Genomic DNA, 23,798 nt, shown 5'->3' on the forward strand with positions numbered 1-23,798 from the left:
GAATTCGGAGGGAGGTGCCTGCCACATCCCGTTCTCCACGGGCGAGGTGGCTGGAACCTCCTTCCGAGTTCCAGTCTGTGCCGGGTGGCCGTCAGCCGAGTGAGTCGACCTCGAGCATGTCGGTGACCAGCGCGGCGATCTGCGAACGCTCGGAGCGGGTCAGAGTGACGTGAGCGAAGAGGGGATTGCCCTTCAGCTTCTCGATCACAGCGACCACTCCGTCGTGGCGACCCACCCGGAGGTTGTCCCGTTGGGCGACATCGTGCGTCAGCACCACCCGCGAGTTCTGTCCCACCCTGGACAACACCGTCAGGAGGACGTTGCGCTCCAGCGACTGGGCCTCGTCCACGATGATGAACGCGTCGTGCAAGGACCGGCCGCGGATGTGCGTCAGCGGCAGCACCTCGATCATGTCCTGTTCGAGCAACTCGTCGATGACGTACTTGTTGGTGACCGCAGACAAGGTGTCGAACACTGCCTGGCCCCAGGGCTGCATCTTCTCTTCTGCGCTGCCCGGGAGGTAGCCGAGCTCCTGACCGCCCACCGCGTAGAGCGGCCGGAAGATCATCACCTTGGTGTACTTGCGCTGCTCCAGCACGGCGTCGAGGCCCGCGCAGAGCGCCAGCGCCGACTTGCCGGTGCCCGCCCGGCCGCCCAGGGAGACGATGCCGATGGTGTCGTCCATGAGGATCTCGAGTGCCACCCGCTGCTCTGCGGAGCGGCCGCGTAGACCGAAGACCTCGCGGTCGTGCTTGATGAGCTTCAGGTCCCCGTTGGGCAACTTGCGGGCCAGCGCCGACGAACCAGGGGCGTTCACCACCACCCCGGAATGGACGCAGATGTCGTCCGCCGCCGCTGTGGTGAGCACGCCGCCGGAGTAGAGGGAATCGACATCCTCCGAGGTGACCGCGACCTCCGCCATGCCCGTGTGCCCGGTGTGGACCGCCAGGTCGTTGCGGTACTCCTCGGCGGCGAGCCCCACGGCCGCTGCCTTCACGCGGAGCGGCACATCCTTGGTGACCAGCACCACGTCGTGGCCCTCGTTGGCGTAGTTGAGCGCGACGGCGAGGATGCGGGTGTCGTTGTCGCCGAGGCGGAACCCGGGCGGGAGCGCTTCCTCGTTGCTGTGATTCAGCTCGACCCGCAGGTTTCCGCCCTGTTCGTTGGTGGGCAGCGGGGTGTCGAGACGGCCGTGTTCGACGCGGAGATCGTCGAGGAGGCGAAGTGCTGAGCGGGCGAAGAAGCCCAGTTCGGGGTGGTGGCGCTTCGCTTCGAGCTCCGTGATGACCACGATCGGCAGGATGACGTTGTGCTCCTTGAAGCGCAACATCGCCTTCGGGTCTGAAAGGAGGACGGAGGTGTCGACGACGTAGGTCTTGATGGCCGTGATGGGCTGCGCAGCGGTGGGGGAAGTCTGCTGGTCTGACAGGTTGAGCACGTTTGCTCCCTTCGCGGGGGCGACGCTCTTGCCTGCCCCCGTCCTGAGGTCAGGGGACCGGATCTTCGGTGATGGAGCGGTTCTCCATGGCTAGACAGTAACGTGCCGGTGGGGCAACGGGAAGACCTAAATGACAATGGTGTGATTAGGAATTCCGCGCCGGTGCCGAGATCAGCCTGAACTGGACGCGGTTGTCGCCGTGCCCCGTGTCGATGCTGCGGCTCACCACCGCTTCGGCCTGCGTCCACACGTCGGTGGTCGGGTCGAGCACCGCCAGGTAGACCTGGTGCTCCGCGAGCGACCGGACGGCGGCCTGCACGTCGTCGTCCGTGACCACCAGGTGGTGCGTCGGGCCGGGGCCGTTCTCGAAATGCCAGATGTTCCTGCCCGCGAGCGCCTCGATGGTCGCCTCCCCGACGGCCATGTGGTCCGCCTGGTTGGGCATGCCGGGTTCCCACTCGGGGCCCCGGTAGGTGGAGATGACCAGATCGATGGGATGGGACTCGGTGGCGTGCCGGAGGGCGTCGGCGAGGCCTGGGGTGTCTGCCAGCCTGCCGTCTGGGAGGTCCAGCCAGATCAGCCGGCTGACGCCCACATGGGCGGCCGCGCGGCGCTGCTCCTCCTCGCGGAGCGGGCCGGCCTCGGCCGGCGACATCCCCTGGATGCCGGCCTCGCCGCTGGTGGCCAGGAGGTAGGTGACCTGCTTCCCCTCGCGCGTCCACCTGGCCACGGCAGCTGCGATGCCGTACTCCGGGTCGTCGGGATGCGCGACGACGACCACTGCATGATTCCAGCTGGTGGGGAACAGGTCCGTCATGGAGCCAATCTACCGGCGGGAGGTGGCTCGGGGATCAGAAAATGGCCAGCCCGATGGCGACCGCGTGCAGCACGGCGGCGATGATCGTGCAGGCGTGGAACACCTCGTGGAAGCCGAACCAGGTGGGCGACAGCTGCGGCCGCTTCGTCCCGTAGGCGAGCGCCCCCACCGAGTAGACGAGCCCGCCGCCCAGCAGCAGCAGGACCACCGCGGGGCCGCCCTCTGCCCAGAACTGGTTGAGCCAGCCGACCGCCGCCCACCCCATGGCCACGTAGAGCAGCGTGTAGAGCCAGCGGGGCGCCGACAACCACGTGACGCGGAACAGCACGCCGAGCACGGCGATGGACCAGATCAGGATCAGCAGGGCCCAGCGGGAGCTGCCGTCCAGCAGCGCGAGCGTCAGGGGGGTGTAGGTGCCGGCGATGAACACGAAGATGTTGGAGTGGTCGATGCGGCGGAAGATGGCGTTGGTCCTGTCGGACCAGTTCCCGCGGTGGTAGACGGCGCTGGTGCCGAAGAGCTGCACTGCGGCCAGCGTGTAGACGGCGGCGCCGACGCGGGCGGTGAGGTCCGGCGCGAAGGTGGTGAACGCCAGACCGACGATGAAGATGATGGGCGACATCCCCAGGTGCAGCCAGCCCCTCAGCTTGGGCTTGGTGTCCGCCCTCGTCGACAGCCCACCGCCCTGGATGGGAGCTTCCGCCCTGGGCCGTTCGCTGGGCTGCGGGGTGGTCCCGGTGCCTGCTTCGACGGTGGAGGAGTCGTTCATGGTCAGACCTACGCTTCCGTAACTTACGCAACCGTAGGTTAACGCGTTGCGCGCCCATTTCCAACACGATCCCACCACCTGGTCGGCGGATCCACAGGCAGAGCCGCGGGCTGTCCTCCGGATGGGGTCTCCGCCCTCATTCGGGTGGGGGGCGACCACACCTGCAGGACGTCAGGCGGGTTCGCTTCGACGACACGTACCTCCCGCGCCCTTGACGCAATGCCCTAGGCTTCTCGCATGTCACTTGCGCGCCCGTTCAGCGAGCGGTGGTGGCCGCCCAAATGGCTGTACACCACCTACGAGCGGGGCGTGCTGGACAAGCTGGACAAGGCATCGCTCCCGCAACACGTGGCCGTCCTCGCCGACGGGAACCGCCGGTGGGCCCGGATGAACGCCCCCGGTGAGCCCCTCGTCGCCGGTTACCGGGCGGGCGCGGCCAAGCTCCGCGAGTTCGTGGAGTGGTGCGAGGACGCCGGGATCAAGGTCATCACGCTGTGGGTGCTGAGCACCGAGAACCTCAGCCGTGGTGAGGAGGCCGAGCTCGCCCCGCTGCTCCAGGTCATCCAGGACCTCGTGCGCGACCTCGCGGCCCGAAGGCGCTGGCGCGTGCAGGTGGTGGGTGCCCTTGACCTGCTGGATGAGGAATGCGCCCAGTCGTTGCGCTCGGCCTCCGCGTCGACGGAGGACATCGCCGGCATGGTGGTCAACGTCGCCGTCGCCTACGGGGGCCGCCACGAACTGCGCGACGCCGTGCGCTCCCTGCTCGCCGAGAAGGCCTCGCAAGGCGCCACGCTCGAAGAGGTGGCGCAGACGCTGGAGATCGACGAGATCTCCGAGCACCTGTACACCAAGGGCCAGCCGGATCCGGATCTGATCATCCGCACCTCGGGCGAGCAGAGGCTCTCGGGCTTCCTGTTGTGGCAGTCGGCGCACAGCGAGTTCTACTTCTGCGAAGCGTTGTGGCCGGATTTCCGCCGCGTCGACTTCGTCCGCGCGCTGCGGGCCTACGCCCAGCGTGAGCGTCGCTTCGGGCGCTGAACCCCGCGTCGTCCGGTCGATGGCATTGCGCGTGCGGCTGGGCGCGGGTGGCTGTCGGAGGTGGCGGCTGGGTAGGGTGGCGCGCATGGCTCGCAACCCGAAGGCCCGCGGCAGGGACATGATCATCTCCTTGGCGGTCATCGCTGTTCCGGTGCTGCTGGTCATCATCTTCTTCACCTCCACACCCAAGGAGGAGGTGGACCCCCTCGATCTCGGTCCCTTCATCACCCGGGCCGAGGCGGAGTCGCCGTTCCCGGTGCTGGTCGCTGAGAACCCGGGGGAGGGCTGGGTCCCGGTTCGCACCGCCTGGGCCCAGAAGGGCCAGCCGTGGATCACCACGGAGCCCGCGCTGGGCAACTCGTGGCAGGTGGGCTACCTCTCGCCGGACGAGATCTACTACGGCGTCCTGCAGCGCGACGAGTCCGCCCGGGACCTGGTGCGCAGCGGCACCCGTGAGGGCAACGAGATCGGTGAGGAGACGACTCTCGCCGGCCGCGACTGGTCCCGCTACGAGAGCAAGGACGGCCGCACGCGCAGCCTCGTCAACGAGGAGGACGGCGTGACGACGGTGGTCTCGGCGGACACCGACTTCCCGGAACTCGAAGCCTTCACCTCGACCCTCGTGGAGCGATAGCCCCTCAGTCGGCCTCGCGGGCCTTCGCCACCTGCTCCTTGGCGCCGTCCAGGAACTCCTGGCAGATCTTCGCCAGTTCCTCGCCGCGCTTCCACAGCGCCATCGACTCCGCGAGCGAGGCGCCGCCGGATTCCAGCTTGCCGACCACGGCGACCAGTTCGTCGCGGGCCTGCTCATAGGTCAGCTTCTCGTCAGCCATCGTGGGCTCCCTTCGATACATTCAGGACGTCGGTTCGGGCGTGACCCGGGCGACATCGAGGGCGAGTTCCCCGTCGGCCAGGTAGGCGTGGACACGGGCGCCGACGGTGGTGTCGGCGATGCTGGACACCGAGGCGTGCGCCTCGTCCACCAGGACGGCGTACCCGCGCTCCAGGGTCCGCTTGGGGGAGAGCGCCCGGATGGTGCTGACGGCGGCCCGGAGGTCTGATTCCTCGTCGCGGAGCCGGCGGCCGATGGCGGATTCCAGACGGTGGCGCAGCAGTGACACCCGCTCGACGTGGGCGTCGAAGGCGCTGGTGGGGTCCACCATGACGGGGCGCGAGCGCAGCGCGTCCAGCACCTGTTGCTGACGGGTGAGCACACCGTCGACGGCGCGGTGCAGCCGCTGGAGCGCCTGGGCGACACCGGCCTGCTCAGCCGCGTGGTCCGGCACCACGTGCTTGGCCGCATCGGTGGGGGTGGAGGCCCGGTAATCGGCCACGAAGTCGACGAGTGGGAAGTCGCGCTCGTGCCCGATCGCCGTGATCACCGGGGTGCGGGCCGCGTGGACCGCACGCACGAGCCCCTCGTCGGAGAAGCTCAGCAGGTCTTCGAGGGAGCCGCCCCCGCGGGCGATGATGATGACGTCGACCTCGGGGTCTGCGTCCAGCGCGGCCAATGCCGTCATGACGGATTCCGCCGAGCTGACGCCCTGCACCAGCGCGTGCCGGACCCGGAGGTGGGCGCCGGGCCAGCGCCGCTCGACGTTGGTGATGACGTCGCGCTCCGCGTCGGAGTTCTTGCCGGTGACCAGACCGATCACGCGTGGGAGCAGCGGGAGGCGGCGTTTGCGGTGGGCCTCGAACAGGCCCTCGGCCTGGAGCTTGCGCTTGAGTTGTTCGAGTTGCGCCAGGAGGCGACCCTCGCCTGCGACACGGAGTTCCAGGCATTCGTAGCTCAGCGTCGAGTTGCGGTCCCAGACGCGCGGCCGGATCCGGGCCGTCACGCGGGAGCCCTCCGGGATGGGACCGGCGGCGTCCAGCACCAGGGTGGAGGCGGTGACCTGGCAGGACATGTCGGCGATCCGGTCCCGGAACGTCATGAACTGGGTGGGGGCGTTGCGGCGCTTGATCTCCACCACCTGGGCGTCGACCCAGATCTCGCCGCACCGGTTCACCCAGTCCTTGACCGCCCCGATCACGCGGCCCAGCGGCTGCGGTTGTTCCGGGGAGCTGGTCAGTGCCATGCGGGCAACCCTAGTGGGCGCCGGCGTTGCGGTCCCAGGTGCCGGCGTTGACGGTGGCGTAGAACGTGCCGTGGATCACGTTGCCCGGGGCGACGGGGTGCTCCATGGGGACGGCGACCGTCAGGTCGATGACGCTCGCTGCCCGCACGTACTGGAAGTCGGTCTTCGTCAGCCCGTTGCGGCGCACCTCGACATCCTCGACGACGGCGCCCAACAGCAGGGTCGGCCCCGCCTCCTCGGTGGTGATGGAGGAAGCCTGCAAGCCCATGAGCGACGGCGACACCATGGAGCGCGGCTCCATCAGCATCGAGCCGACGCGGGCTGCGTCGGAGGCCTTGAACGCCTCTTCGTCGGCGAACACCAGCACGTCCATGGCCAGCGCGCCCACCTGCAGTTCCTGGATGATCGAGAAGCCGCCGCCGGGGGCGAGGTCGTGCTGCTCGTAGGCGATGGGGTCGTCGACCATGGCGAGGAACTGGGTGAGCAGTTCGCCGTCCTCGCCCTGCGCGTACACGGCGACGCGCGCCAGGAGGTCCGTGAACCGGATCACCTGGGCCCGGTACCGCGTGTCCGAGCGGAGCCCCGCAGACACGTTGACCGCCTGCCCCTTGCGCTGCACGAAGGCCACCCGGGCGCCGCTCGGGTCGGTGTAGGCGCCGATCAGCGCGAAGCCAGGCGCCTTGTTGACGCCCCTGACCCCACCGTCGAACGCGGCCTTGGTGAGCGCCTCCATGGAGGTGAAGTCGAATCCGACGGCGTGCAGCTGAGGCGATTTCATGGCCCCAGGCTACCGAAGCGGGGGTATTTCCTATTTCACCTAGACTAAGAGGCATGACTGCCACCAAACGAGTCGTTGTCGCTGCGCCCCGTGGTTACTGTGCGGGCGTGGACCGTGCCGTGATCACCGTTGAGAAGGCCCTCGACCTGTACGGCTCACCCGTCTACGTGCGCAAGGAGATCGTGCACAACCGCCACGTCGTCGAGGACCTCCAGGCGCGCGGCGCGATCTTCGTCGAGGAACTCGAAGAGGTGCCGCCGGGTTCCACCGTGGTGTTCTCTGCACACGGCGTCTCCCCGGCGGTGAAATCCGAGGCGGCCGAGCGCGGTCTGAAGACCATCGACGCCACGTGCCCCCTGGTCACCAAGGTGCACCACGAGGCCAAGCGTTTCGCGACGGACGGCAAGACCATCCTGCTCATCGGCCACCAGGGCCATGAGGAGGTGGACGGCACCATGGGCCACGCGCCCGAGCAGACCATCCTGGTGCAGCACCCCGACGATGTCGCCGGGCTGGACCTGCCGGATGACGCGGATGTCGCCTGGCTGTCGCAGACCACCTTGTCCGTCGACGAGACCATGGAGACGGTGGGCCGGCTGCGGGAGAAGTTCCCGCTCCTGATGGACCCGCCGTCGGACGACATCTGTTACGCCACGCAGAACCGCCAGCTCGCCGTGAAGCAGATCGCCGGCGGCGACTGCGACCTGATGATCGTGGTGGGGTCGGCCAACTCGTCGAACTCCGTGCGCCTCGTGGAGGTCGCGCTCGAGGCCGGGGCGAAGGCCTCGTACCGCGTCGACAACTACAGCGAGATCAAGCCCGAATGGCTCGACGGCGTGGAGACGGTGGGCGTCACGTCCGGCGCCTCGGTGCCCGACGATCTGGTGCAGGGCGTGCTCAAGTTCCTCGAGGAGCAGGGTTACCCGGCTGCGGTCGAGGAGCGCCTGACGGAGGAGACGCTGCAGTTCGCGCTGCCGCCGGAACTGCGCAAGGACCTGCGCCGCGCAGTCAAGCACTGACGCTGAGGAATGGGGCCGCCGGGAGACCGGCGGCCTTTTCCATGCCCGGACGTCTGTCGGCGGGGTCAGACCAGGAAGGTGAAGTACGGGGAATCGTAGGCGATCTCCTCGGTCTTCATCCCGCACTCGTCGATGCGTTGGAGGAGGAAGCGGTAGTCGCCCGGGCTGCCCAGTTCGACGCCCACCAGCGCGGGCCCCGTCTCCTTGTTGTTGCGCTTGACGTACTCGAAGTAGGCGATGTCGTCCTCGGGCCCCAGCACCGAGTCGAGGAACATGCGCAGCGCGCCCGGCTGCTGTGGGAACTCCACCAGGAAGTAGCGCTTGCGGCCCTCGTGGATGAGCGAGCGCTCCACCACGTCGGCGTAACGCGAGACGTCGTTGTTGCCGCCGCTGACCAGCACCAGCACCCGGGAACCCGTCGGGATCTGCACCCGGGGGCCCACCCCGCCGGTGGGGAGGGCGGCGGCGGCGAGGGCGCCGGCCGGCTCCGCGATGATGCCGTCGGTCTGGTACATGTCCAGCATCTCGGTGCAGATCTGGCCCTCGGGTACCCGCGCCAGCTCGATGCGGGCCTCGCGGATGGCCTGGAAGGTGAAGTCGCCGGCCCGGCGCACGGCTGCGCCGTCGACGAAGGTGTCGATGTTGTTGAGGGTGACGGGGCGCCCGGCTGAGATGGCGGCGGCCATGCAGGGCGCGCCCTCCGGTTCGACGCCGATGATCCGCACGTCCGGGTGTACCGCGCGCAGCCACGCCGAGCATCCGGCGACGAGCCCGCCGCCGCCGATGGGCAGCACCACGACGTCCGGGACGAAGCCGAGCTGGTCGAAGGCCTCGACCATCAGGGTCGCCTGGCCTGCGGCGGTGCGCGGGTCGTTGAAGGCGGGGACGAGCACCATGCCCTGGCTGGCGAGCCGGACGGCCTCCTCCGAGGCCTCGTCGTAGGTGGCGCCGTGCAGCACCAGGTCCACGTACTGGCCACCGATCTTCTGGATCCGGTCACGCTTCTGGCGCGGCGTGGGGTGGGGCACCACGACGGTGGCATGGATGCCGAGGGCCGCGGCGGAGAAGGCGACGCCCTGGCCGTGGTTGCCGGCCGAGGCGCAGACGACTCCGGCGGCCTTCTCCTCCTCGTTGAGCTGGCTCATGAGGTTGTAGGCGCCGCGCAGCTTGTAGGAGCGCACGGGCTGCAGGTCTTCTCGCTTGAGCCAGATCTCGGAGCCGGTGGCGGCGGACAGTCGCTCATTCAGCTGCACGGGGGTGTGCGTGACGATGGCCGAGAGCCGTTCAACGGCGTCGGGGATGGATTCGGCGAGGTCGGCCAGTGTGCTCACCCGGACCATTGTGTCACTCTGCGGTCGCCGGTGGACATGGAGGCAGCGCCGGTGGCCCGGATCGGCGTGGCTTTGGGGTCCGCCCGGAGTGGGATTCAGGTTTTGTCTGAGGCTGCTGATTAGCTGTGAGGCATGGAAGCACTCGCCATCCTTTTCGGTCTCTTCGCCCTCGTCCTCGGCCTGGTCGGCGGATTTCTGCTGGGCCGCCGCAGCACCGCGGCCGCAGCCGCCTCAGACGCAGCCGCCCGTGAACAGGAGCAGCGCCAGTTGATGCAGGCCCGCGACGATTCTGCGCAGGCCCGGGCAGACGCCAGCCGCGCTCGTGAAGAGGCTGCCATGGCCAAGGCGGAGATCGCCCAGGTTCTGGCCGGCAAGGCTGAGCTGCGCGCCGTGGCCGCAGACGCCCAACGCCTGGTGGCCGAGGCCCAGGGCGAAACCGCCAGGGTGCAGGCGCTCGTGGCGGCGGCAGAGGCGGAGCGTGACGCCGCGGTCCAGAAGGCCAAGGAACAGGCGGCAGACCGCGAGGTGCTCCTCAACCAGTTCAAGGTCCTGTCCTCGGAGTCGCTGGAGAAGCACGGCAAGGCCGCAGACGTCGTGGCAGACCAGCGGATGAAGGCCACGGAGCAACTCGTCGCCCCGCTGGCGGATGGGCTGCGTCAGATGCAGGAGAAACTGCAGGCGGTGGAGAAGGACCGCGTGCGGATGGCTGCTGAGCTGGCTGAGCAGGTCAACACCGTGCGCATGTCGGGGGAGGCCATCCGCAAGGAGACCACCAGCCTCAGCCAGGCCCTGCGGACGCCCCAGGTGCGCGGCGCGTGGGGGGAGAGCAGCCTCAAGCGCATCGTCGAGATCTCCGGCCTCATGGAGCGCTGTGATTTCGACACCCAGCAGAGCTACACCTCCGACGACGGCCTGTTCCGCCCTGACCTGCGGGTGAACCTCCCCGCCGGCAAGGTGATCTTCGTCGACGCGAAGGTGCCGCTGTCTGCGGTCCTCGAGGCGTACAACACCGAAGACCCGGAGGCCCAGAAGGGGCACTTCGCCTCCTTCGCCCGGCACGTCAAGACCCACATCGACCAGTTGGCCGGCAAGAACTACTGGCAGCTGGATCTGGGCTCGCCGGAGTTCGTCGTGCTGTACCTGCCCTCGGACGAGTTCTACCGCCTGGCCATGGAGCAGCTGCCGGACCTGCATGATTACGCCACGCGCAAGCACGTCGTGCTCGCCTCACCCGGGCTGCTCATCCCTCAGCTGCAGATCGTGGCGAACGGCTGGAAGCAGGTGGCTCTCGCGGAGACGGCCGGCGAGATCTCGAAACTCGGCCGCGAACTCTACGAGCGGCTCGCCACCCTCGGAAAGCACTTCGACAAGCTCGGCAATTCGCTGCGCAGCGCCGTGACGAACTACAACAGCGCCGTGGGTGCGCTGGAGACCCGCGTGATGGTGTCGGCCCGCAGGTTCCGTGACTACGAGGTCGCGTCGGAAGACCTCACGGAGCTGAAGGGCGTCGAGCTGACCACCCGCCAGGTGACGGTCACGGAGATGCTCGACTACGAGGACCTGCGCGAGCGGGAGCGCACGCTGCTCTCGCCTGAGCAGACGCTGCTCGATCCGCCGGTCCGCCAGCTTCCCCGCCGCACGGACGCCGGCTGAGGCCCCACGCCACCCTTGGTCGCACGCCCATCGGGCTGGGGCTATGTTTGACGCCATGCTCAGCACCGCCCAGGACCACATCGCAGATCTCGCGGAGTTCGTCACCGCGTCGCCCACCAGCTACCACGCGGCCAGCACGATGGCACGGCGCCTGCGGGAGGCGGGCTTCGAGCAGTTGGACCCGCGTCGGCCTTTCGACGGCGTCGCCGGCAAGCGGTTCATCCAGCGCGACGGCGCCGTTGTCGCCTGGGTCGCGCCCGAGGAGTTGACCGAGACCGCCGGGCTCCGCATCGTCGGCACCCACACGGACTCGCCGTCGTTCAAGATCAAGCCAGGTGACCTGATCCGTTCGGCAGGTTGGGTCCAGGTCGGCGTGGAGGTGTACGGGGGGCCGCTGCTCAATGCGTGGCTGGACCGCGATCTCGGCATCGCCGGCCGCCTCGTCACCCGTGATGGGCAGAGCCACCTCGTGAAGAGCGGGCCCATCGCCCGGATCCCGCAGCTGGCCATCCACCTGGACCGCGGCGTCAACGACGCGCTCAAGCTGGACAAGCAGCAGCACATGCAGCCGGTGGTCGCCGTCGACCTGAAGCGGCCCGTGAAGGAGCATCTCGCGGTACTGGCGGGTGTTGAGGCCGAGGAGGTCGCCTACCACGACCTGTACCTGTTCGATACCCAGCCGCCCGCCGTGATCGGGGCTGAGGATGAGTTCTTCGCCTCGGGTCGCCTGGACAACCTGTCCTCCACCCACGCGGGCCTCACGGCCTTCGAGGCGCTCGAGGTGGGCTCCGACGTGTCGGTCCTCGTCGCCTTCGACCATGAGGAGGTGGGCTCCGCCACCACCACCGGCGCCGGCGGGCCCCTCCTGCAGGACGTCCTGGAGCGGATCGCGGCCGGCTACGGGCTGGGCCTGGACGCCACGCGCGCCATGTTCGCCCGGTCCAGCTGTGTCTCGGCGGATTCAGGGCACCTGGTCCACCCCAACTACGTGGGCCACCACGACCCGAAGAACCATCCGGAGGCCAACGGCGGCCCCCTGCTGAAGATCAACGCGAACCAGCGCTACGCCACGGATGCGGTAGGCGCCGCCCTCTGGCTGGACGCCTGCGCGCGCGCCGACGTGCCGACGCAGCCGTTCGTGTCCAACAACTCGATGCCCTGCGGCTCCACCATCGGGCCGATCACGGCCACCCGGTTGGGCATCACCACCGTCGACGTGGGCATCGGCCTGCTGAGCATGCACTCGGCGCGCGAGCTGTGTGGGGTCGAGGACGCCTGGTTCCTCGCCCGCGCGATGGAGTCGTACTACGCAGGCGGTGCTGCGGCCTGATAAGGAACCGGGCAGCTCAACCGGCGTTGAGGACGAGCGGCACGGGGGCGCCGACCTGGCGGTCCAGGCAGCAGCCCTCCCGTTGCGACCGGTGGCAGTTGTTGCACGTCGGGATGGGCAGGTAGAAGTGCGCGATGGGCCGGCCCTGGAACTCGCCCACCTCAATGTCCAGATCGAACACCTCACGCAACAGACCGGGCCGCACGATCTCGGCCGGTGTGCCCACGGCATGGATCCGGCCGTGCTTCATGGCGACGATCTGGTCGGCCCAGCAGCTGGCGTAGTTGATGTCGTGCAGCACGATGACGACGGTCTTGCCCAGCTCGTCGGCGGCGCGGCGCAGCGTCTGCAGCATGCCGTGCGCGTGTGACACGTCCAGGTTGTTGAGGGGCTCGTCGAGCAGCACGTACTCCGTGTCCTGCGCCAGCACCATCGCGACGAACGCGCGCTGCCGCTGGCCTCCACTCATCTCGTCGAGGAAACGGTTCCGGAGGTCCTCGAGGCCCATCCAGCGGATGGCCAGGTCGATGGCCTCGTGGTCGGCCTTCGTGTGCCGTCCGCCGCTGTGGGGATAGCGCCCGAATCCGACGAGGTCGGTGACGGTGAGCCGCGATTGCACGTCGTTGTTCTGCCGCAAGATGGCGAGCCGCTTGGCCAGTTCCCTGGAGTCTGCCTTCGCTACGTCGAGGTTCCCGACGGTGATCTCGCCCGTGTCGGCTCCGAGCAGGCGCGCGACCATGGACAACAGGGTTGACTTGCCCGCTCCGTTGGCGCCCACAATGGCGGTCAGGCCGCCGCTGGGCAGCGACACCGACACGTCGTCGACGACGACCGACTTGCCGTAGCGCTTGGTGACGTCCTTGACCTCGATCATGACCGTGCAGCCTTCCTGATGACGAGCCAGATGAACGCGATGCCACCGGCGAATTCGATGATGACGGAGAGCACGGTGCCCAGCCCGAACACCTGCTCCAGAATGGCCTGGCCGGCCACGATGACGCCCACGCCGAGCAGCCCCGCCATCGGCATGGTGTAGGCGTGCTTGCCGGTGCCGGCGACCTGATAGGCCACGGCCGCCACGATGAGGCCGAGGAACGTGATGGGTCCGACCAGCGCCGTCGACACCGACACCAGCAGGGTGGCGACGAGGAGCACGGTGCGCACGGTGCGGTGGTAGGGGACACCGAGCGACACGGCGGCTTCCCTGCCGAGCGTGAGTACGTCGAGCGTGTTGCGTGCCCGCCACAGCCACCAGGTACAGGCAGCGACGACGGCGAAGCCCACCCAGATCAGTTCCGGGTGGACGGCGTTGAAGGAGGTGAACAGGTTGCCCTGCAGCACCAGGTAGCTCGTGGGGTCCAGCATCCGGCTGATCAGCGAGGAGAACGAGCGCAGGATCGCGCCCAACACCAGGCCGGCGAGCACCACGAGGTAGACGGAGCGGCCCTTGCGGCCGAACAGCAGGCCCGTGAGTGCCATGGCGGAAGCCAGCATGATCACCACCGTGATGGCGAACATCGTGTAGGGCCCGACGGCCGAGACGAAGGTTACCCCGAGCAGGAAGATCAACAGCGTCTGGATGAAGGCGTACAGCGCGTCGAGACCGAGGATCGAAGGGGTGAGCAGCCGGTTGTTGGTCACCGTCTGGAAGGCCACCGTCGCCACCCCGGTGGCCCATCCCACGAGCACCATCGCGGCGAGCTTGCGGCCGCGGAACGGCAGGATGAACTCGAGGTTGCCAGCCGCGTTGATCGTGACGAACGCGACGGCCGCCAGCAGGCAGAAGGCGACGGCCAGCCAGAGTCGGGCGTCGGGGCCGACCTGGCGTCGGACCTTGGTGTCCGGGACGAAGGCGACAGTGGTCATCTGGCGGTCCTCAGCTTGCCGGTGAGCAGCAGCGCCAGGAAGACGGTGCCGCCCAGCACGCCGGAGATGGTGCCGACGGGGATCTCGTAGGGGTAGTTGATGGTGCGCGCGAGGAGGTCGCAGACCAGCACGAAACCGGAGCCTGCGAGGGCCGTCCAGGCGATGTTGCGGCGCAGGTTGTCGCCGCGCCACATGGCGATGAGGTTGGGGATGATCAGGCCCACGAAGCCGATGGCCCCGACCACCACCAGGGTCACCGCGGACGCCACGGCGACGATGCCGAGGCCGAGGTTGAGGGTGGTCTTGTAGGACAGGCCCAGCGAGGTCGCCTGCTCCTCCCCGAGCGACGCGACGGTGAAGCGGTCCGAGAAGACCCACAACACGACGCCGACGATGGCCAGCAGCCAGAGCAGTTCGTAGCGGCCGCGCAGCACGCCGGAGAAGTCCCCCTGCATCCAGATGCCGAGGCTCTGGAGGAGGTCGAAGTGGTAGGCGACGAATGTGGTGCCGGCGGAGATGACGCCGGCGAGCATGATGCCGACGAGCGGCACCGCGACGATGGGCGCGCGAGGCGGCAGGGCCCTGACGAGCCGGACGAACACGGCGGTGCCGACCAGCGCGGTGGCCACGGCGATGAGCATCTTCACCCACAGCGGCGCGGAGGGGAATAGCATCACCGCGATGAGGATGCCCACGCCGGCCGACTCGGAGGTGCCCACCGTTGTGGGTTCGACGAACCGGTTGCGCACCAGCAACTGCATCAACAGGCCGGAGAGTGCGAGGGAGGCGCCGGCCAGCAGCACGGCGACGGTGCGGGGAATGCGAGACGCGAACAGGTTCAGCACCTGTTGGTCTGTGGCCTGCCCCGAGACGAAATCCCAGGGGGAGAGGTCAGCGACGCCGACGAACAGCGAGACCGCCGCCAGCACGAGAAGCGCGGCGAGCCCGCCGACCCATCCCCGGTTCAGGGGACGGGTGGCGGGCTGACGCGTGGTGCGCAGGGCGGCGACGCTCACAGCTCGGCAGCCACCTGGTTGATCATTTCGACGGCGTTGTTGGCGCCGTGGATCAGGATGTACCAGCGCTGGCCCTCGAGGTACACGACGTCGTCGTTGCTCCAGGCAGAGGTGGTGGCCACCAGTTCGTTGTCGAGCACCTGTTCGGCGGCGGCACCCTCTTCCCCGATGGCGGCGTCGCGGTCCACGACGAACAGCAGATCGGGGTTGGCCTGCTGGATGGCCTCGAAGGAGATGGCGTCGCCGTGGGCCTCGGCCTCGACGTCGGAGATGGTGGGCTCGATGCCCAGGTCGTTGAACAGGGCGTTGTAGCGCGACTGGGTGCCGTGCGCCGAGACCTTGCCGCCGGAGGTCATGAGGACCATGGCGTTCTTGCCCGCGGGCACCTTGTCCTTGGCGGCGGCGATGGCCTCCTCGAGCTCCTTGAGCTCGGCCTCGGCCTGTTCCTCTGTGCCGGTCGCCTGGGCGAGGATGTCGGTGGCGTAGGCGACACCGTCGTAGAAGCTCTTGGAGTAGTCGTAGGTGATGTCGATGGTCGGCGCGATCTTGCTCAGCTCAGGAACCTGTTTCGCGGAGCGGAAGCCCGCGACGATGAGATCCGGCTGCAGGGAGGCGATGACCTCGAAGTTGGGCTCCTGGAGCGTGCCGACGTCCGTGGTGGACTCGGTCTTGAAGGAGCTCACAGCGTCGGGGAAGGCCCCGCCCTTGGGAACTCCGACGACGGAGCCGCTGACGCCGAGCGCGTCCAGGGTGTCGAGGGCGCCGAAGTCGAGGACGACGATCTTGCTGGGCGTGCCGTCGAGTTCAGCGGTGCCCTGGGTGTGGGCGACGGAGATGGTCTGACCGGAGGTCTCGTCTGCGGCGGGGGCTGTATCGGGGGTGCCGCACGCCGTGAGGGCGAGGGCCCCAGCGGCTGCGGTGGCGGCGAGGAGGCGCAGAGTCTGCTTCATCGGTGTCTTTCAGTAGTAGCTGTCGGTGTCGCGACTTAGGCAACCCTAACCAACCCATTAACGCTACGCAAACGTGGCCAAAATGCGGACAGGGGACAGTGTGAAGTTGTGCAGCGGAGTTGCTGCACAACTCAACTCTGGCCACGAGCCGGAGCCTGGTCGGGGTGGGCAGTGTGAAGTTGTGCAGCGGACTTGCTGCACAACTCAACTCTGCCGGGGGTCCGTCTCGCGCCCGGGATACCCGAGACGGGGGCTCCAGCGGTGCGCGGCATTCGGTCGCCTCAGCGCGGAGCGGTAAGCTGCGCTCTCGTGGCACTCACCATTGGAATCGTCGGTCTCCCCAACGCCGGCAAGTCGACCCTGTTCAACGCACTGACTCGCGCGGAGGTGCTCGCTGCGAACTACCCGTTCGCGACGATCGAGCCCAACGTCGGCATGGTCGGCGTCCCGGATCCGCGGCTCGCGGAGTTGGCGAAGGTGTTCGGCTCCGAGCGGCTCGTGCCGGCTGTCGTCAGCTTCGTCGACATCGCCGGCATCGTGAAGGGTGCCTCGCAGGGTGAAGGCATGGGCAACGCGTTCCTCGCCAACATCCGCGAAGCCGACGCGATCTGCCAGGTCACCCGCGTGTTCGACGACGTGGACGTCACCCATGTCGACGGCAAGGTGGACCCCGCCTCCGACATCGACACCATCTCCACCGAACTGATCCTCGCCGACCTCGCCACGGTCGAGAAGGCCCTGCCGCGCATCGAGAAGGAGGCGCGGATCAAGAAGGATGCGCAGCCGAAGCTCGAGGCCTTCAGGGCCGCGAAGGATGCCCTCGAGTCGGGCCAGGGCGTCCGCGCCGCGGGTCTGGACACCGAGGAACTCTACGAACTGCACCTCCTCACGGCGAAGCCGTACCTCTACGTGTTCAACTGCGACCAGGACGAACTGGGCGACGAGGAACTCAAGGCCAGGATGCGCGCCATCGTCGCCCCGTCCGAGGCGATCTTCCTCGACGCCAAGTTCGAGTCCGAGCTGGTCGAGATGGAAGAGGACGAAGCTCGCGAGTTCCTCGCCGAGATGGGCGTGGAGGAGCCGGGCCTCGACGTGCTGGCCCGCGTGGGCTACGACACCCTCGGCCTGCAGAGCTACCTGACCGCCGGCCCCAAGGAGGCCCGCGGCTGGACGATCAAGAAGGGCGCCACCGCGCCCGAGGCTGCCGGTGTGATCCACACCGACTTCCAGAAGGGCTTCATCAAGGCCGAGGTGGTCAGCTTCGACGACCTGATGGCCGCCGGCTCGATGAACGCGGCCAAGGCCGCCGGCAAGGTCCGCCTCGAGGGCAAGGACTACATCATGGCCGACGGCGACGTCGTGGAGTTCCGGTTTAACGTCTGACTCTTGGCCGCAGTTCTTTTCCTAGGCGCCGTGGCGTAGCTCAGCTCAGCGCGGCGTCTTGGTCGTCGCGGATGCCTACCAGCACGTGCTTGGTGCCTGTGACGATTTCGGTCTGTCTACGAGCGTCGACGTGGCTTGCCGAGAGGCTCTCGGTCGCGAGCGGGGGCGCCGACTGCCGAGTGGTAAGAATCGAGGATGAGCCACGCACGGCGATCCTGAGGTGCAACACCGGAGCGGATGTACGCGACCAGTGCAGCGATCAGGGCAGCGTCCGCGACCACGGCGGCGAGCCTGCCGAAGTGGCGGGTCTCGCGACGTATGCCGGGCCGGCGGTCCTGGACGACGGCGAGGATCACGCGGCGCAGGCGCTGCCGATCCTCCTCGCTCAAGGAGAGACGCTTGAGTTGGTTGCAGAGGTCGGCCTTGATGTAGCCGGACCGGAAAAATCGAGCGTCGGCCTCAAGGAAGCGGATCGCCTCCTCCACGGCCTTGGGATCGCCACCATGGAGGGAGGACTCTGGGACGGCCGCATCCCAAGCCTCGTGGAAGGCCTCGACGAACTTGTCGTGGGCAAGGACTTCCTCGAGGGCGCGCGGGACGCCCTTCCACGCCTGGTTCAGCCGATCCTCGGACGCGTTGCACTGCGCCGCGGCATCGCGGAACTCGTTCACACGCTTCATGGCGGAAATCTACAGTGCGAGCGCTGCGTCCGACGGGGCGAACGCAGAGCTGGACCTCTGAGGCCTTTTCGTGGCGGGATGTGGTGGAGTTCCGCTTCAACGTCTGATTCGCCATGACTCCCAGATATGACCAGGGAGCGGGCGACCGGGAGTGCTGACGAAGTGGCCTTGGCCCGCTGGCATTCGCGACTCGATGACGTGCGCCGCGCCGTCGACCAGCTTCCACCGCGGAATGGCTCGGGGGATTCTTCGCGGAGGTGACGAGCGCCCAAGAGCCGGCTCTTGGCACGGTGGCGTCGTGGCACACTCAGGTTGTGGATACGTCGGAGGAGTCGCAACCCACCCGGTACTACCACGGCACCCGAGCGGTGCTGTCTCCCGGTGACTTGGTCACCCCGGGGCGCCCCTCGAACTACCGGGCCGAAGTGACCATGAACCACGTCTACTTCACCGCGCGGCTCGACGGCGGTGGCCTGGCGGCCGAAATCGCCGCGATGCTCGGTCCCGTGGGCGCCGAACCGCACGTGTATCTCGTGGAGCCGACCGGTCCTTTCGAGGACGATCCGAACGTCACCGACAAGAAGTTCCCCGGCAACCCGACGCTGTCCTACCGCAGCGCGGCTCCGTTGCGCGTCATCGAGGAGATCGCCAGCTGGACCCGTCTGGGGCCCGATGAGCTCGACGTGTGGCGCGAGCGGTTGAGGGAGATGCGGGAGTCGGACGCGGAGATCATCAACTGATCGGACACGTGCGCGCGCCGGAACTCGGTGGAGATCCGGGTGAGCGTCTACCGTGATTGTGGCGTAGCAGTGCCGTGCGGCAGCGGGTGTGTGACGCTCTGAGGTGAAGGAGGGTGATATGGCTGGCATCACTGCCCTGGATGCGAGTGCCGGTACCGAGCGCGAGGTCCTTCTCGCCTTCCTCGGTGAGCATCGCCGACTCGTCCGCGAGACGGTCCTCGTGCTGACCGACGAGGAGGCGAGGCGAAGGTTGGTGCCGTCGCTGACGACGCCGATGGGCCTGCTCAAGCACGCAGCTTTCGTCGAAACGGCCTGGTTCCCTTGTCGCTTCGGTGGCCTGACTCGCGCAGAAGCGGGAATTCCGGAGACGGTGGACGAGAGCTTCACCCTGGAGCCGGATGACACGCTTGCGCGACTTGCGCGCAATCACGAGCTGGCTGTTGCCGCAGCTGACGAGGTCATCGCTCAATGGGGACTCGACGACCGCTGCACGCACCCCGTCATGGGGGAGCTCTCGCTCCGCTGGGTGCTGAACCACTGCATCCGCGAGTTGGCCCAGCACGCCGGTCACGCCGAGATTCTCGTCGAACAGATCATGGCCGAACGCGCCTGACCGCTACCGGTTCGACTGTTCACTCCGGGCTATACGGCGACTGACTCATTTGATCTGCCGGACTTCCTGGGGCCAGCCACAGGCAACAGCGACCTTGCCGGCCCACATTTTCGCGGCCTCGTCGTCTGCGACATCAATGATCGTCAGTCCGCCGAGAAACTCGCTGGACGACCCGAATGGCCCGTCGTTGATCTCGACCGTGCCGCTCGTCGCGTCTGCGCTCCACGCCTCGTCGATGTTCTCCTCGAGCCCGCCGGCGAACACGTAGACGCCGGCCTCCTTCATCTCGTCCACGACCGCGTTGGCGAGGGGTCCGCGGCTGGCGAACCACTCCTCGCTGTGGTCGCCCACCCATTGCTGGTTGAAGTAGATGATGTAGTGGCTCATCGTGGCTCCCTATGTCAGTGGCGCGGTGCCGCACCGACTTTCGCCGACGATACGACGGTGGCCTGAGGCGATGTCAACAGCGGCCTTTGCCACGACAAGTCCGTGACTTCCCCGGACAACCGGTTCACACTGGAGTATGGACCGGGAAATCTATGAGGTGCAGGAGCGGATCTTCGCCCTGCTCATGATCCGTCTGGACCGGTTGATCCAGCGGCGCATCCCGGTTCGCAACGTGTCCCCGGGCCCGGTGCAGCGGACGGCCAGGCTCCAGTTCGCCGACGGCGCCACGCTGCTGGTGCGTTCCCAACGTTCCGGCAGTAGTGCCGCCGTCATGCATGCCATCCTTGAGGGACGCTCCGTACTCCTCGAGGCCTGGCAATGGCAGGACGACGGCCTCGTGCTCACCCTGGCGGTCCCGGTCCGGCGTCGGATGATGCGCCACTGCCTGATCCTGCTGGGGGCAGATCAGCCTGACTAGTGGCATCAGCCGGACCGCCACAGTGAGCGCATCGACGGGGTAGCGTGGCAGGCAAACCGGGTCAACCGGCCGCCGATCAACGAAAGAGGAGCGATCATGCCCAACCCCGTCGTCAGCAAGGCCAGCACCGTCTGGAACGGTGACCTGTTCACCGGCAAGGGAACCACCACCCTGGACAGCTCCGGCTCCGGCAGCTTCCCGGTGGAGTGGAACGCCCGCGCCGAAGGTTCGGATGTCACCACGACGCCCGAGGAACTCCTGGCCGCAGCGCACGCCACCTGTTTCTCCATGGCGTTCTCCAACGAACTGAAGAAGAACGGCACCCCGCCCACGGAGATCACGACGAACGCCGAAGTCAGCTTCGTGGCCGGCACCGGCGTCACCGGGATTCACCTCATCACGAACGTGCAGGCCGAAGGTCTGGATGAGGAGACCTTCCAGACGATCGCGAACGGCGCGAAGGAGAACTGCCCCATCAGCCAGGCGCTGAAGGCCGTTGAGATCACCCTCGAAGCAACCCTCGCCTGAGGCCCGGCGAGGCGGCTCAGGCCGCCGGCCGGTGCTCCCAGACCTCGCGCAGGTCTGCACTGTAGAAGCCGAACAGTTGAACGTGATGCTTCGCCAGTTCGGCGCGTGCGGTCTGGAGCCACCGGTCGGCGACCTCGGGTTCGATGGGTCTGCCCGCAGATACGGCCACCACCACGCCCGGCACCGCCAGGTGCTCGAACAGACGGAACAGCCCTACCCGTTCATCGGCAGTCATGTACCAGTCGATGTCGCTTATCACCACGGGTTGCAGGGCATGCCCCTCGTCATCGCAGATGAGGAGCAATGCGGAGTTCTGCCGCCGGTCGGAATCCTTGAGGAAAAGGTCGACAACGTCGACGGCGAGGGTGGTGTCCGTCAGCGGAAGCGCGGACCATTCTTGGGGGAGATCGTGAAAGCTCATGGGTCCATCGTGTGGGAGTACCCGTGGCACTAGCGGCTCCGTTGGCGGGCTGTGGATAACTCTCCATATCAATCGTGCGCGGCTGGCGGCCGGTCGAGCGCGATTCCTGGGCTACCCCCTGCGGCTGCTCCGCGGTTTCCTGAGCCAGCGGCCTGTGGTCGAAGGATCGACGCCGGTCGTGACGCCCACCCCGCTCATCGGCGATGTGTTGACGGCGAATTGTCAGGGGTACCTGCTAGCACAAGTTGCTTCTGACAAGGTGTTTTCCCTTGTTTTAGACCGTGCGTTCCTTTAGAATAGTTCACATGAGCGAAGCGCGGGAACTGATGCAGCAGGGTATCGCTGCGCTCTGGGACGCCGCAGGCTCACTCCGCACTGATTCACCGGCCGCAGAACGGTTGGCCACCATGGTGCACACCGTCACCGAGGCCGAGGCCCAACTGGTCGCCCTGCGTCTCCACCTCCTGCACGAAGCCCGCCTCTCCGCCGCCGACAGTGTCGTCGACGAGGTCCGTCAATCGGTGCGCACCACCACCTCCCAGGCCACCGCGTCGTTGAAACTGGCGCTGGATCTCGGGGAGCGGTTCTCGCTGATCGCTGCGGCGTTGAACGACGGGGAAATTTCGCTGGCGCAGGCCGAGGCGATCGTCTCGGGGCTGCGGAAGCTGCCCGGCCGGTTGACCCGCGCAGATCTGGTGGAGTGCCAGAAGTCGGTCCTTGAACACGTGGACACCCTGGGGCCTTCGGAGTTGCGGGAGTTGGCGTCGCGGCTGGCCGAGGTGATCGATCCTGACCTGGCGGAGGCTGACGACGCGAAGCGTCTGGCAGCCGAAGAGCGGGCCGCGCGCAGGGGAAGGTTCCTGCGTCTGTCGCCGGACCATCACGGCTCGATCCGGATCACCGGCCTGCTACCGGTGGCAGATGCCGCGTTGTTGGCCGCGCAGCTGGAGGCGTTGCTGCCGTCGGCCTCCTCCTACGCGGACGCGGGCGAAACTCCGGGGCCGGACGTTCGACGCGCCGACGCCCTGGTGCTGCTGGCTCAGGCCGCCGCCGCTGCCGGTGACCTGCCTGCTCATGGCGGGGACCGGCCCCGGGTCCACATCACCATGAAACTCGACACCCTCACCACCGGGCTGGGAGCGGTCGGGTTGCCGGGCCTCGACGTCGACGGCCTCGCCCCAGGAGCGGCCCGCAGAATGGCGTGCGACGCGGGCGTGATCCCCATGGTGCTCGGCAGCGACTCCCAGCCCCTCGACGTCGGCCGCGAGCATCGGCTGTTCACCCCCGCCATCCGCGCCGCCCTGATCTTCCGTGACGGGGGCTGCGCGTTCCCCCACTGCACCGCCAGGCCGGCCTCGTGTGAGGCGCACCACATCGTCCCCTGGTGGGCAGGCGGAGGATCCTCACTCGCCAACGGCGTTCTCCTCTGCCCGCACCACCACCGGCTGGTCGAGCCAGACCCACACCAATCAGCCGAATCACAATGGCAGGTCCACCTGGATCCGGTCACCGGGCTGCCGTGGTTCACCCCACCGAGACATGTCGACCCCGCCCGCAGACCCAGGCAACACCGCAGACACCTGATGCGCGAACTCACCCCGTCAGTCAAGGCACCACCCCGCCCAGATGAGTCCGGAATCGCTGAACAGGTCAGCACCCAAGCTGATGTGGAGGAACCTGACTTCCGCCGGCTCGACGAACTCCTCGAACGCAGCGCGGCCGTCTGGCACCGAGACCGGAGCGACCCGCTTCCCGTTCCATCCTGACCTGGGCGCGAAATTGGGTCGTCGGCCCTACGGCCGGCCCCAGAGCGACCCGCTCAGGACAAGGCGCCGCCGATCAGCGGTATCCCGGGTAGAAACCGTAGCCGGAGCGGTTCACGACATCGTGGGCCTGATCCACCGTCTCCTGGATGAAGCGGTCCACGAGATCCCTTCGCCGGATAGCGCTGGCGCACTCATCCATCAGCCGACCGGTCGGTGTATGTTTCCCGGCCTGGAAAAGGGCGGCGGCCACCAGGAGCAGCTCATTGTCGTGGAGTCCCGAAATGCCCGTGAGCTGGGCCGGCGGGTGGACGTGGTTGATCACGGGACGCGGAGGTGGGAGTGCGGCCAGGTGAGATTCCCAGTCGTAATGGTCGTCTGAGACGAGGTGCTTGTGCAGTTGCGCGAGCACGCGCTCGCCGGGGGCGCCACGCTCCGCCATGGGGAGCAGCCGTTTGGCCCTGCCCAGGACGGCCTGACTCGTTCGCCCGAGTGCCTCGCAGAGCTCGTCGATCACGGCGCCCTGTCGGCAGAGCGTGACCATGGTGCGGTAGTCGTCGTCGGTCCAGGGCTCACCCCGGCGGTCGGGTGCGGATGATTGAGGGACTGGATGCAGATTGCTCATCGACATGCCCTGATCTTCGCTGCGGGCGGGGCCAGGCCGTCAAAGTTATCCACAGGAGGGGCCGTGCGACACCTGCCGCACGGCCCTCCCCGTTGGA

General features: G+C 67.8%; 26 protein-coding genes. 11 read left to right on the forward strand and 15 right to left on the reverse strand.

Annotation, left to right across the window (positions count from 1 at the left end):
• Positions 1-91: 91 nt before the first annotated feature.
• From phoH2 to trhA, 3 genes are all read right to left on the reverse strand, one after another.
• Complete coding sequence (phoH2, locus tag ACZK4S_RS04450) at positions 92-1,330, reverse strand: RNA 5'-3' helicase PhoH2 (protein ID WP_463643827.1); 1,239 nt, start codon at positions 1,328-1,330, stop codon at positions 92-94.
• Between the two features lie 253 nt (positions 1,331-1,583).
• Positions 1,584-2,255, reverse strand: coding sequence for a PIG-L deacetylase family protein (locus tag ACZK4S_RS04455; RefSeq protein WP_463643491.1), 672 nt, complete (start codon positions 2,253-2,255; stop codon positions 1,584-1,586).
• A 34-nt stretch (positions 2,256-2,289) separates the two neighbouring features.
• Positions 2,290-3,024, reverse strand: coding sequence for a PAQR family membrane homeostasis protein TrhA (gene trhA / locus ACZK4S_RS04460; RefSeq protein ID WP_083665399.1), 735 nt, complete (start codon positions 3,022-3,024; stop codon positions 2,290-2,292).
• A gap of 237 nt (positions 3,025-3,261) precedes the next feature.
• Between trhA and ACZK4S_RS04465 the strand changes: the two genes are divergently transcribed.
• A complete protein-coding gene (locus tag ACZK4S_RS04465) occupies positions 3,262-4,062 on the forward strand; it encodes an isoprenyl transferase (protein ID WP_463643492.1) in 801 nt (266 codons plus the stop codon).
• 85 nt (positions 4,063-4,147) lie between these two features.
• Positions 4,148-4,696, forward strand: coding sequence for a DUF4245 domain-containing protein (locus ACZK4S_RS04470; protein ID WP_463643493.1), 549 nt, complete (start codon positions 4,148-4,150; stop codon positions 4,694-4,696).
• Between the two features lie 4 nt (positions 4,697-4,700).
• On the opposite strand, the gene ACZK4S_RS04475 is transcribed toward ACZK4S_RS04470, so the two are convergent.
• From ACZK4S_RS04475 to ACZK4S_RS04485, 3 genes are read right to left on the reverse strand one after another with little or no spacing between them, the layout of a single operon-like run.
• Complete coding sequence (locus tag ACZK4S_RS04475; protein WP_083665397.1) at positions 4,701-4,895, reverse strand: exodeoxyribonuclease VII small subunit; 195 nt, start codon at positions 4,893-4,895, stop codon at positions 4,701-4,703.
• Positions 4,896-4,916: 21 nt separating this feature from the next.
• Positions 4,917-6,140, reverse strand: coding sequence for an exodeoxyribonuclease VII large subunit (xseA, locus tag ACZK4S_RS04480; protein WP_463643494.1), 1,224 nt, complete (start codon positions 6,138-6,140; stop codon positions 4,917-4,919).
• A gap of 10 nt (positions 6,141-6,150) precedes the next feature.
• A complete protein-coding gene (locus ACZK4S_RS04485) occupies positions 6,151-6,918 on the reverse strand; it encodes a hypothetical protein (protein WP_463643495.1) in 768 nt (255 codons plus the stop codon).
• Positions 6,919-6,971: 53 nt separating this feature from the next.
• Here ACZK4S_RS04485 and ACZK4S_RS04490 point away from each other — a divergent pair, with 53 nt between their 5' ends.
• Complete coding sequence (locus ACZK4S_RS04490; RefSeq protein ID WP_463643496.1) at positions 6,972-7,937, forward strand: 4-hydroxy-3-methylbut-2-enyl diphosphate reductase; 966 nt, start codon at positions 6,972-6,974, stop codon at positions 7,935-7,937.
• Between the two features lie 65 nt (positions 7,938-8,002).
• On the opposite strand, the gene ilvA is transcribed toward ACZK4S_RS04490, so the two are convergent.
• A complete protein-coding gene (gene ilvA, locus ACZK4S_RS04495; RefSeq protein ID WP_182762102.1) occupies positions 8,003-9,277 on the reverse strand; it encodes a threonine ammonia-lyase IlvA in 1,275 nt (424 codons plus the stop codon).
• Between the two features lie 123 nt (positions 9,278-9,400).
• On the opposite strand from ilvA, the gene ACZK4S_RS04500 reads away from it, so the two are divergent.
• Positions 9,401-10,921, forward strand: coding sequence for a DNA recombination protein RmuC (locus ACZK4S_RS04500; protein WP_463643497.1), 1,521 nt, complete (start codon positions 9,401-9,403; stop codon positions 10,919-10,921).
• Positions 10,922-10,976: 55 nt separating this feature from the next.
• The gene (locus ACZK4S_RS04505; protein WP_463643498.1) at positions 10,977-12,251 is read left to right on the forward strand and encodes a M18 family aminopeptidase; all 1,275 of its coding nucleotides are present in this window, start codon (positions 10,977-10,979) and stop codon (positions 12,249-12,251) included.
• Positions 12,252-12,267: 16 nt separating this feature from the next.
• Here the strand turns inward: ACZK4S_RS04505 and ACZK4S_RS04510 are convergent, their stop codons facing one another.
• From ACZK4S_RS04510 to ACZK4S_RS04525, 4 genes are read right to left on the reverse strand one after another with little or no spacing between them, the layout of a single operon-like run.
• Positions 12,268-13,125: an iron ABC transporter ATP-binding protein gene (locus ACZK4S_RS04510; protein ID WP_076059843.1), complete on the reverse strand. Its 858-nt coding sequence runs from the start codon at positions 13,123-13,125 to the stop codon at positions 12,268-12,270.
• On the reverse strand, positions 13,122-14,117 hold the full coding sequence (locus ACZK4S_RS04515; protein ID WP_463643499.1) for an iron chelate uptake ABC transporter family permease subunit: 996 nt from the start codon (positions 14,115-14,117) through the stop codon (positions 13,122-13,124). The genes ACZK4S_RS04510 and ACZK4S_RS04515 overlap by 4 nt, the downstream gene beginning before the upstream one ends.
• Positions 14,114-15,133 (reverse strand): ABC transporter permease, encoded by a 1,020-nt coding sequence (locus ACZK4S_RS04520; protein WP_463643500.1) that lies wholly within the window; start codon positions 15,131-15,133, stop codon positions 14,114-14,116. The genes ACZK4S_RS04515 and ACZK4S_RS04520 overlap by 4 nt, the downstream gene beginning before the upstream one ends.
• A complete protein-coding gene (locus tag ACZK4S_RS04525; protein ID WP_463643501.1) occupies positions 15,130-16,083 on the reverse strand; it encodes a siderophore ABC transporter substrate-binding protein in 954 nt (317 codons plus the stop codon). Before ACZK4S_RS04525 ends, ACZK4S_RS04520 begins: the two co-directional genes overlap by 4 nt.
• 309 nt (positions 16,084-16,392) lie before the next feature.
• Between ACZK4S_RS04525 and ychF the strand changes: the two genes are divergently transcribed.
• Positions 16,393-17,466: a redox-regulated ATPase YchF gene (gene ychF / locus ACZK4S_RS04530; protein WP_459397132.1), complete on the forward strand. Its 1,074-nt coding sequence runs from the start codon at positions 16,393-16,395 to the stop codon at positions 17,464-17,466.
• A 116-nt stretch (positions 17,467-17,582) separates the two neighbouring features.
• Here ychF and ACZK4S_RS04535 read toward each other — a convergent pair whose 3' ends face one another.
• Positions 17,583-18,146, reverse strand: coding sequence for a hypothetical protein (locus ACZK4S_RS04535; protein WP_182762067.1), 564 nt, complete (start codon positions 18,144-18,146; stop codon positions 17,583-17,585).
• A gap of 314 nt (positions 18,147-18,460) precedes the next feature.
• Here ACZK4S_RS04535 and arr point away from each other — a divergent pair, with 314 nt between their 5' ends.
• On the forward strand, positions 18,461-18,886 hold the full coding sequence (arr, locus tag ACZK4S_RS04540) for an NAD(+)--rifampin ADP-ribosyltransferase (protein WP_076059836.1): 426 nt from the start codon (positions 18,461-18,463) through the stop codon (positions 18,884-18,886).
• Between the two features lie 118 nt (positions 18,887-19,004).
• The gene (locus tag ACZK4S_RS04545) at positions 19,005-19,499 is read left to right on the forward strand and encodes a DinB family protein (RefSeq protein ID WP_076059834.1); all 495 of its coding nucleotides are present in this window, start codon (positions 19,005-19,007) and stop codon (positions 19,497-19,499) included.
• A 45-nt stretch (positions 19,500-19,544) separates the two neighbouring features.
• Here the strand turns inward: ACZK4S_RS04545 and ACZK4S_RS04550 are convergent, their stop codons facing one another.
• On the reverse strand, positions 19,545-19,886 hold the full coding sequence (locus tag ACZK4S_RS04550) for a YciI family protein (RefSeq protein WP_463643502.1): 342 nt from the start codon (positions 19,884-19,886) through the stop codon (positions 19,545-19,547).
• A 136-nt stretch (positions 19,887-20,022) separates the two neighbouring features.
• Between ACZK4S_RS04550 and ACZK4S_RS04555 the strand changes: the two genes are divergently transcribed.
• Positions 20,023-20,364 carry a hypothetical protein gene (locus ACZK4S_RS04555; RefSeq protein ID WP_463643503.1) on the forward strand — a complete coding sequence of 114 codons (342 nt, stop codon included), beginning with the start codon at positions 20,023-20,025 and terminating at the stop codon, positions 20,362-20,364.
• A 96-nt stretch (positions 20,365-20,460) separates the two neighbouring features.
• Entirely contained in the window at positions 20,461-20,892 is a 432-nt protein-coding gene (locus ACZK4S_RS04560; RefSeq protein ID WP_182762063.1) for an OsmC family peroxiredoxin, read from the forward strand.
• A gap of 16 nt (positions 20,893-20,908) precedes the next feature.
• Here the strand turns inward: ACZK4S_RS04560 and ACZK4S_RS04565 are convergent, their stop codons facing one another.
• Positions 20,909-21,313 (reverse strand): hypothetical protein, encoded by a 405-nt coding sequence (locus ACZK4S_RS04565; RefSeq protein WP_463643504.1) that lies wholly within the window; start codon positions 21,311-21,313, stop codon positions 20,909-20,911.
• Positions 21,314-21,618: 305 nt separating this feature from the next.
• Between ACZK4S_RS04565 and ACZK4S_RS04570 the strand changes: the two genes are divergently transcribed.
• On the forward strand, positions 21,619-23,079 hold the full coding sequence (locus ACZK4S_RS04570) for an HNH endonuclease signature motif containing protein (RefSeq protein WP_463643505.1): 1,461 nt from the start codon (positions 21,619-21,621) through the stop codon (positions 23,077-23,079).
• A 73-nt stretch (positions 23,080-23,152) separates the two neighbouring features.
• Here the strand turns inward: ACZK4S_RS04570 and ACZK4S_RS04575 are convergent, their stop codons facing one another.
• On the reverse strand, positions 23,153-23,707 hold the full coding sequence (locus ACZK4S_RS04575) for a hypothetical protein (RefSeq protein WP_076059822.1): 555 nt from the start codon (positions 23,705-23,707) through the stop codon (positions 23,153-23,155).
• Positions 23,708-23,798 lie beyond the last annotated feature (91 nt).

The sequence above is a fragment of the Tessaracoccus zhenghani genome (assembly GCF_055326325.1).